The sequence below is a fragment of the Butyrivibrio sp. MC2021 genome, assembly GCF_000621605.1.
In the GTDB taxonomy this organism is placed as follows: domain Bacteria; phylum Bacillota; class Clostridia; order Lachnospirales; family Lachnospiraceae; genus Butyrivibrio.
This window is the reverse complement of the sequence record NZ_JHXX01000029.1, coordinates 1-5,114: the sequence shown is the minus strand read 5'-3', so window position 1 is coordinate 5,114 and position 5,114 is coordinate 1. Positions and strand designations below refer to the sequence as shown.

Below are 5,114 nucleotides of genomic sequence, written 5' to 3'. Positions count from 1 at the left end.
TCCGGTTATTGTATAGGTATTCCCGATGCTGGAACTTCAAGTATACCAGTGCAGGTATGTGATTGCGAATATGTTCCTGATGCTTATATGGAAATTCTAGAAGCTGAAAACAAAGGCCTTATTAGCCTTATAAGGTATGAGAATCAAAGTCAAAAGAAGATAGATTGGATTCGTAATACAGTAATTCAGGAGTATAAAGCGGCTGAAGATCAGCCGGACTATCGCCAATTCCTTGAAGGAAAGTTTAAAGATATATTTGAAAAACTATAGAATATGATTCATATTTGAATTGCGTGCTGCTTTTTCTATGGGTATAATAGGACGTGATGATGGAAGGGCTATTTCTTACAGTCTAAACTAGGGGATGAACTGTAACAAAAATTATAAAAAAATAAGATATGGGATATTGATATTTATCACCTAAAAATGTTATATTGTAATTGCCAGATGAGCCATGCTCATCTTTATGGAGATAAGGAGCTTCTCCCACTGGTTCTGACAGTGTAAAAACTCGAACTCCGAGATGGCTTAATGAAGCGCGTGTCGTTGTCAGGAGACCATCAAAACCTTTTACGGATAGGTTAATCCGTGCCGCGAGGCAAGATGGCGGGCATCTATAAAATCAGAAAACATGAGCAAAAGCAAGTCCGATTGGATTTCCAACCGGACTTTTTGCTTTTTTGTTGGGGTAAAAAATGGCTAGAAAAAGGATTTCGACTACTTCCTGGAATTACAACAATGTAAGAATAAAGTCAGATGAAGAAATAAAAGAGTTGCTTTGTAAATCAGCCAATGCGTATTCTCTTATTTGCGATAAGGAAGTTATGTTTATATACCGGAAAAACACGGAGAACGCTGAATATAAATACTATATTGCTCATTGCAAAAAGGAAAACTTCATTCATTTGGTAGGGTGCACAGTAAATAAGTATGTTAATGCAAAACAATTCTATGAGGAGTGCATTGGCCATACAGATAAGCCTCTTGATAAAGAACACATTACGTATAAAGAGAGTAAAAAGACAACTTCTGCAAAGCTTGAGGTTTTTCCTTCGTTATTTGAATATAAAGGAGTAAAAGCATACAGAATGGGAGTGCATAATAAGATTACTCTGAACAACCGGTTTGAGATGGCATTAGGAAATAACAGAGGCGTGCTTGGATTCGATAAACGTAAAGAAAGTATGATACCTGTTCCGGTTACTATGTTAAATGGTATTATAGGAGATTACGCAACAGATTATTCGAATGTCATAGCAGTACTGGTAAAGAATCCTGGAGATAATAAGTTCAAGCAGATAATAGGATGCGTAACAAAAGGCATTAAAGTAATTGATCTACCTATGTCTATTAGAGATAAAATTGATTTTGAAGATGGCGAGACAATTGTTAAACCTTCATGATCGTAGTCTCTGGTACCCGTTTGGTACCTAAAATTTCAAAAACATCAAAAAATGAGGCAAATATGAATAATATCCTCAAAAAGAATCGCGTATTTAAGCCATTTGTCATGACGATTTACCCCGGAATAAACCGTGAGGGTGGACGTACAGTTGGATCAGGTAAGGTTGCTACAATCGTAGAGTGATCTTGACAAACCTAGATTTTATGCAGCTTCCAGAGTTTCTCTGGAAGCTGCTTTTGTTATGTGTAAAATAAATAACAATGGTTGTCAGAATCATTGTTTATTCTTCATGAGTATCCAGAAAGGAGGATTCTATGGCTAATATTAGATCTGTTGAAGATTATAAGGAGTTTCTTAAAGAGAACAGAGAATTATTACATAAAAACGCTGTAAGAATCAAAGATCTTTCTCCGGATGATGATTGGATTCTTGATGAGGAGTGGGATAGAATATATGAGCAAGAGTTTTTTAAACATATGAAAGTATAATAGCCTTTGTTAAGCTAGGTGTTTGTGATATACTTCTTTACAACGAACGAAAACCTTCGAGGTTTTCAGCGGAAGCGGTGCCAGCATCAATTCCGTTCTTGAAGATTTACCAAGAACACTTCGGAGTTCTTTTGGATAATATGTTTTAAGATGAAGATCCGATTCGCAAGCAATAATGCGAATCGGATTTTAAATTATAGTCCAAATACAAGATCTTCTCCATCCATTTCTAGAAGCTGTTTGAATCCTAATGAGGAATATAACACCTGAGCTTTCTTGTTGCTAGTTTCTGTAGCTAGTTTGATCATCATATCAGGCTCCGCAGCTTTAAGAATGTGAACCGCTGTTCTTTGGTAAGCTGACAGTCATAAGTTGCATATATCAGCTCTTTTTCATTTACTATTGGTTTAATCATTACCTTACTATTTTTCCATTCTGATTCAGGTAAAGATTCCAGTTTTTCTCTAAAAGTCATTGATGTTTCACTCCAGTAAACATGTACCTTCAACATTTTTATATTTTACTGTAACGTTTGTGGTATATCAATCGTATTATAAGTAGAGAGATTCAAAAACAATAGAAAGCGAGCAAACATATGGAGGAGAAAGAAGCACGGCGACTGGTTGAAAGCTGCGGTGACCTGATATATCGCATAGGCGTGAACTATCTGAAAAATGCATCAGACGCAGAGGATATATGCCAAACAGTTTTCTTGAAATATATCGCTTCAGATGTCCATTTTGAAAACCAGCAACATGAGAAAGCGTGGATCATCAGAACTACGATCAATGCCTGCAAAGATGTACTCAAGAGTTCAGCCTTCAAAAACACAACTACATTGGAAGAACTGGGAGATATCAAGGCCACGGAATCACACGAAACAGGTATTACTGAAGAAGTAATGAAGCTTCCGCATAACTATCGTATATGCATTTACCTGTACTACTACGAAGGGTATTCGATAAAAGAGATTGCTTCAATACTTCAAAAAACAGAACTATCTGTAAGGACTCTTTTATCAAGAGCCAGGAAAAAACTACAACTGACAATAAGGGAGGACATGCAATGATGAGCAGAAATGCAGAATATCTTGACGCTATGGCAAATTTGACACTATCAGATGATGCCAAAAACAGGATGATCCAGAGGATGATTACTACAACTCCGATTACCAGTATATCTGGCAAGAAAAGAAATAACAGCATAAAGAAATACGCAGTCTTAGCGGCTGCGTGCCTAATGACATTAGGTCTGATCGCTGCTGCATTTATCGGTAATCCGGCTAAATTGACCAGCAAAAAAGTTGATTTATCAGGAACAAGGCATTTTGAAAATCTTACAGAATATGAAAAAGCGGCACAGATAGATATTTCTGCAGTAGAAGCCTTCAAGAATGGCTACAAATTTCAATATATGTACCTGTCAGAAACAAATGCTTTTGACGGTGATAGCAGCAAAATATCCAAGGAAAAAGCCGTAAATATCCACTATACATGTGAGAACAAAGCTGATCTTGAAATTCACATGAACCCTGTGATAGCAAGTGCTCACCTGAAAGATAGTGAGGATGCCCAAAATGCTACCGATCAGACAGAAATTGATGGAATAACTCTATATTATAGCCTGAACGAGTATTTATCAGTTCCGGCATCTGAGAAGGGAACGCTGACAAATGAGGAGTTGGAACGAGCAGAATCTGACAACCACTTTTTTATTTATTATGGATCACTAGAGAGGAAAACAACTTACGCTTCCACACTGCTTTTTGAGATGGATAATGTAATTTACCTTCTGGAATCATCAGGAAATGACCTAACTACGGATGACCTCTATTCCATGGCGAAAGAGATTATCGAGCATAAGTGAAGCTGACGCTAACCTTGTCTTGTACCTATAATTCCATCAGCTATATATGTAGCTTTTGCGCAGTACATGATCCATATTTGAATTGTGTACTGCTTTTCCTATGGGTATAATAAGACGAGGTGGTCTATAAGGTTGGTTTTAGTTGAAAAAAGTAAATATTATTTCCAACAAAGAATCATATGAGTAGACCTAAATTCACTGAATTGATATTCTGAAGATTATTACAACGGAGGGGAATTAACAATGCGTGTTATTTCAATGCTTGATGATTATAGGAAGATGTGTAATTCCGCTGAAAACCAAGGGAAGTATGAAGCATATAAGATATATGCAGCTAAGTACCCGACTCTATTTAAAGCAGTAGAAAAGTATTTGTATAATAGCTCATTGGAAAATTTAAAAGATTATATTGAAGGCTGTAATCTTAAAGCATTATTACATCAAGGTGAAGCAAACTATGATAATGGATTATTTAATCGGATTCCGGACTATGTTGAAAAGTGCAGTAAAAGAATTGGAATTGACTTTCCGTTTGATCTATATCTCGGGCTAGAATTAGGCAATATTGGAGGTGCTTCGCTTCCTGAGGAAAATGGAAATCAGTTCGTGTATATAGGCATGGATAGACCTGTTGATTCTGAATTTTGTACTTTCTTTGTTCCACATGAATTGCACCACTTGCTCCGCATTCATAGTACAGGCGAAACAGATAGTATCACACTTAAGGCGCGGATGGTAAGCGAGGGATTGGCGTCTTACTGTCCTATTTGGATTGAAGATTTGAAGTGGAACACAGAGACAATAGCACTAAGCCTCGGAATAAAACAGAAATCGGCACAATACATGCTGGAACATGCAGATTCCTTGATAAAAGAATTATGGACTGAAGGAGGTAAATCGCTGAATCAAGAAATTATGATGAGGTTTTTTACAACATCTAACGAAGATGATAATGTGTGTGTTCCTGGTTACTTTGTTGGGATGTGGCTTACTCATGCGCTTGTGGAACAAGGTTATAGTTACATGAAGTTAACAAATATGAACACTCCAGAAGTATTATCACTCATGGGGGACCTTATAGAAAAATAAGGTAATTCGGTATAAAAGATAATAGTATTAAATAAATCATTGAACTAAAAGATTGAAAGAAGGGTGTCACATTATGTGACGTCTTTTTTCTTAATTAAGGCAGCAAATTCAATCTTGAATTCAACGAGGAGACAAGTATATGGACTGGTATCATGCATCACCAATAAATAATATAACTATCTTGGAACCACGCATTTCCAATCATGGGGTGCCGCTAGTTTACTTATCCAAGAAAAGAGAAAATGTTCTGGTTTACCTAAGTAATG

General features: G+C 36.6%; 7 protein-coding genes. All 7 read left to right on the top strand.

Features of this window, described 5'->3' with window-relative positions:
- The coding region (locus tag T359_RS22900; protein WP_026518501.1) for a hypothetical protein at positions 1 to 270 on the top strand (270 nt) is incomplete at its 5' end.
- A 425-nt stretch (positions 271 to 695) separates the two neighbouring features.
- Positions 696 to 1,403: a PBECR4 domain-containing protein gene (locus tag T359_RS0117390; RefSeq protein WP_026518500.1), complete on the top strand. Its 708-nt coding sequence runs from the start codon at positions 696 to 698 to the stop codon at positions 1,401 to 1,403.
- A gap of 62 nt (positions 1,404 to 1,465) precedes the next feature.
- Complete coding sequence (locus T359_RS23200) at positions 1,466 to 1,588, top strand: hypothetical protein (RefSeq protein WP_256374493.1); 123 nt, start codon at positions 1,466 to 1,468, stop codon at positions 1,586 to 1,588.
- Positions 1,589 to 1,719: 131 nt separating this feature from the next.
- Positions 1,720 to 1,893, top strand: coding sequence for a hypothetical protein (locus tag T359_RS22640; protein ID WP_155840166.1), 174 nt, complete (start codon positions 1,720 to 1,722; stop codon positions 1,891 to 1,893).
- A gap of 595 nt (positions 1,894 to 2,488) precedes the next feature.
- On the top strand, positions 2,489 to 2,962 hold the full coding sequence (locus T359_RS0117365) for an RNA polymerase sigma factor (RefSeq protein ID WP_026518499.1): 474 nt from the start codon (positions 2,489 to 2,491) through the stop codon (positions 2,960 to 2,962).
- Entirely contained in the window at positions 2,959 to 3,759 is an 801-nt protein-coding gene (locus tag T359_RS0117360) for a hypothetical protein (RefSeq protein ID WP_026518498.1), read from the top strand. The genes T359_RS0117365 and T359_RS0117360 overlap by 4 nt, the downstream gene beginning before the upstream one ends.
- 243 nt (positions 3,760 to 4,002) lie before the next feature.
- Positions 4,003 to 4,848, top strand: a complete 846-nt coding sequence (locus T359_RS0117355) for a DUF2268 domain-containing putative Zn-dependent protease (protein WP_026518497.1) — start codon at positions 4,003 to 4,005, stop codon at positions 4,846 to 4,848.
- Positions 4,849 to 5,114: the final 266 nt, after the last annotated feature.

Bases quoted from the DNA above. Each gene is read 5' to 3' on its own strand.
- T359_RS0117390 (WP_026518500.1), top strand. From the start codon at position 696: ATGGCTAGAAAAAGGATTTCGACTACTTCCTGGAATTACAACAATGTA.
- T359_RS23200 (WP_256374493.1), top strand. From the start codon at position 1,466: ATGAATAATATCCTCAAAAAGAATCGCGTATTTAAGCCATTTGTCATG.
- T359_RS22640 (WP_155840166.1), top strand. From the start codon at position 1,720: ATGGCTAATATTAGATCTGTTGAAGATTATAAGGAGTTTCTTAAAGAG.
- T359_RS0117365 (WP_026518499.1), top strand. From the start codon at position 2,489: ATGGAGGAGAAAGAAGCACGGCGACTGGTTGAAAGCTGCGGTGACCTG.
- T359_RS0117360 (WP_026518498.1), top strand. From the start codon at position 2,959: ATGATGAGCAGAAATGCAGAATATCTTGACGCTATGGCAAATTTGACA.
- T359_RS0117355 (WP_026518497.1), top strand. From the start codon at position 4,003: ATGCGTGTTATTTCAATGCTTGATGATTATAGGAAGATGTGTAATTCC.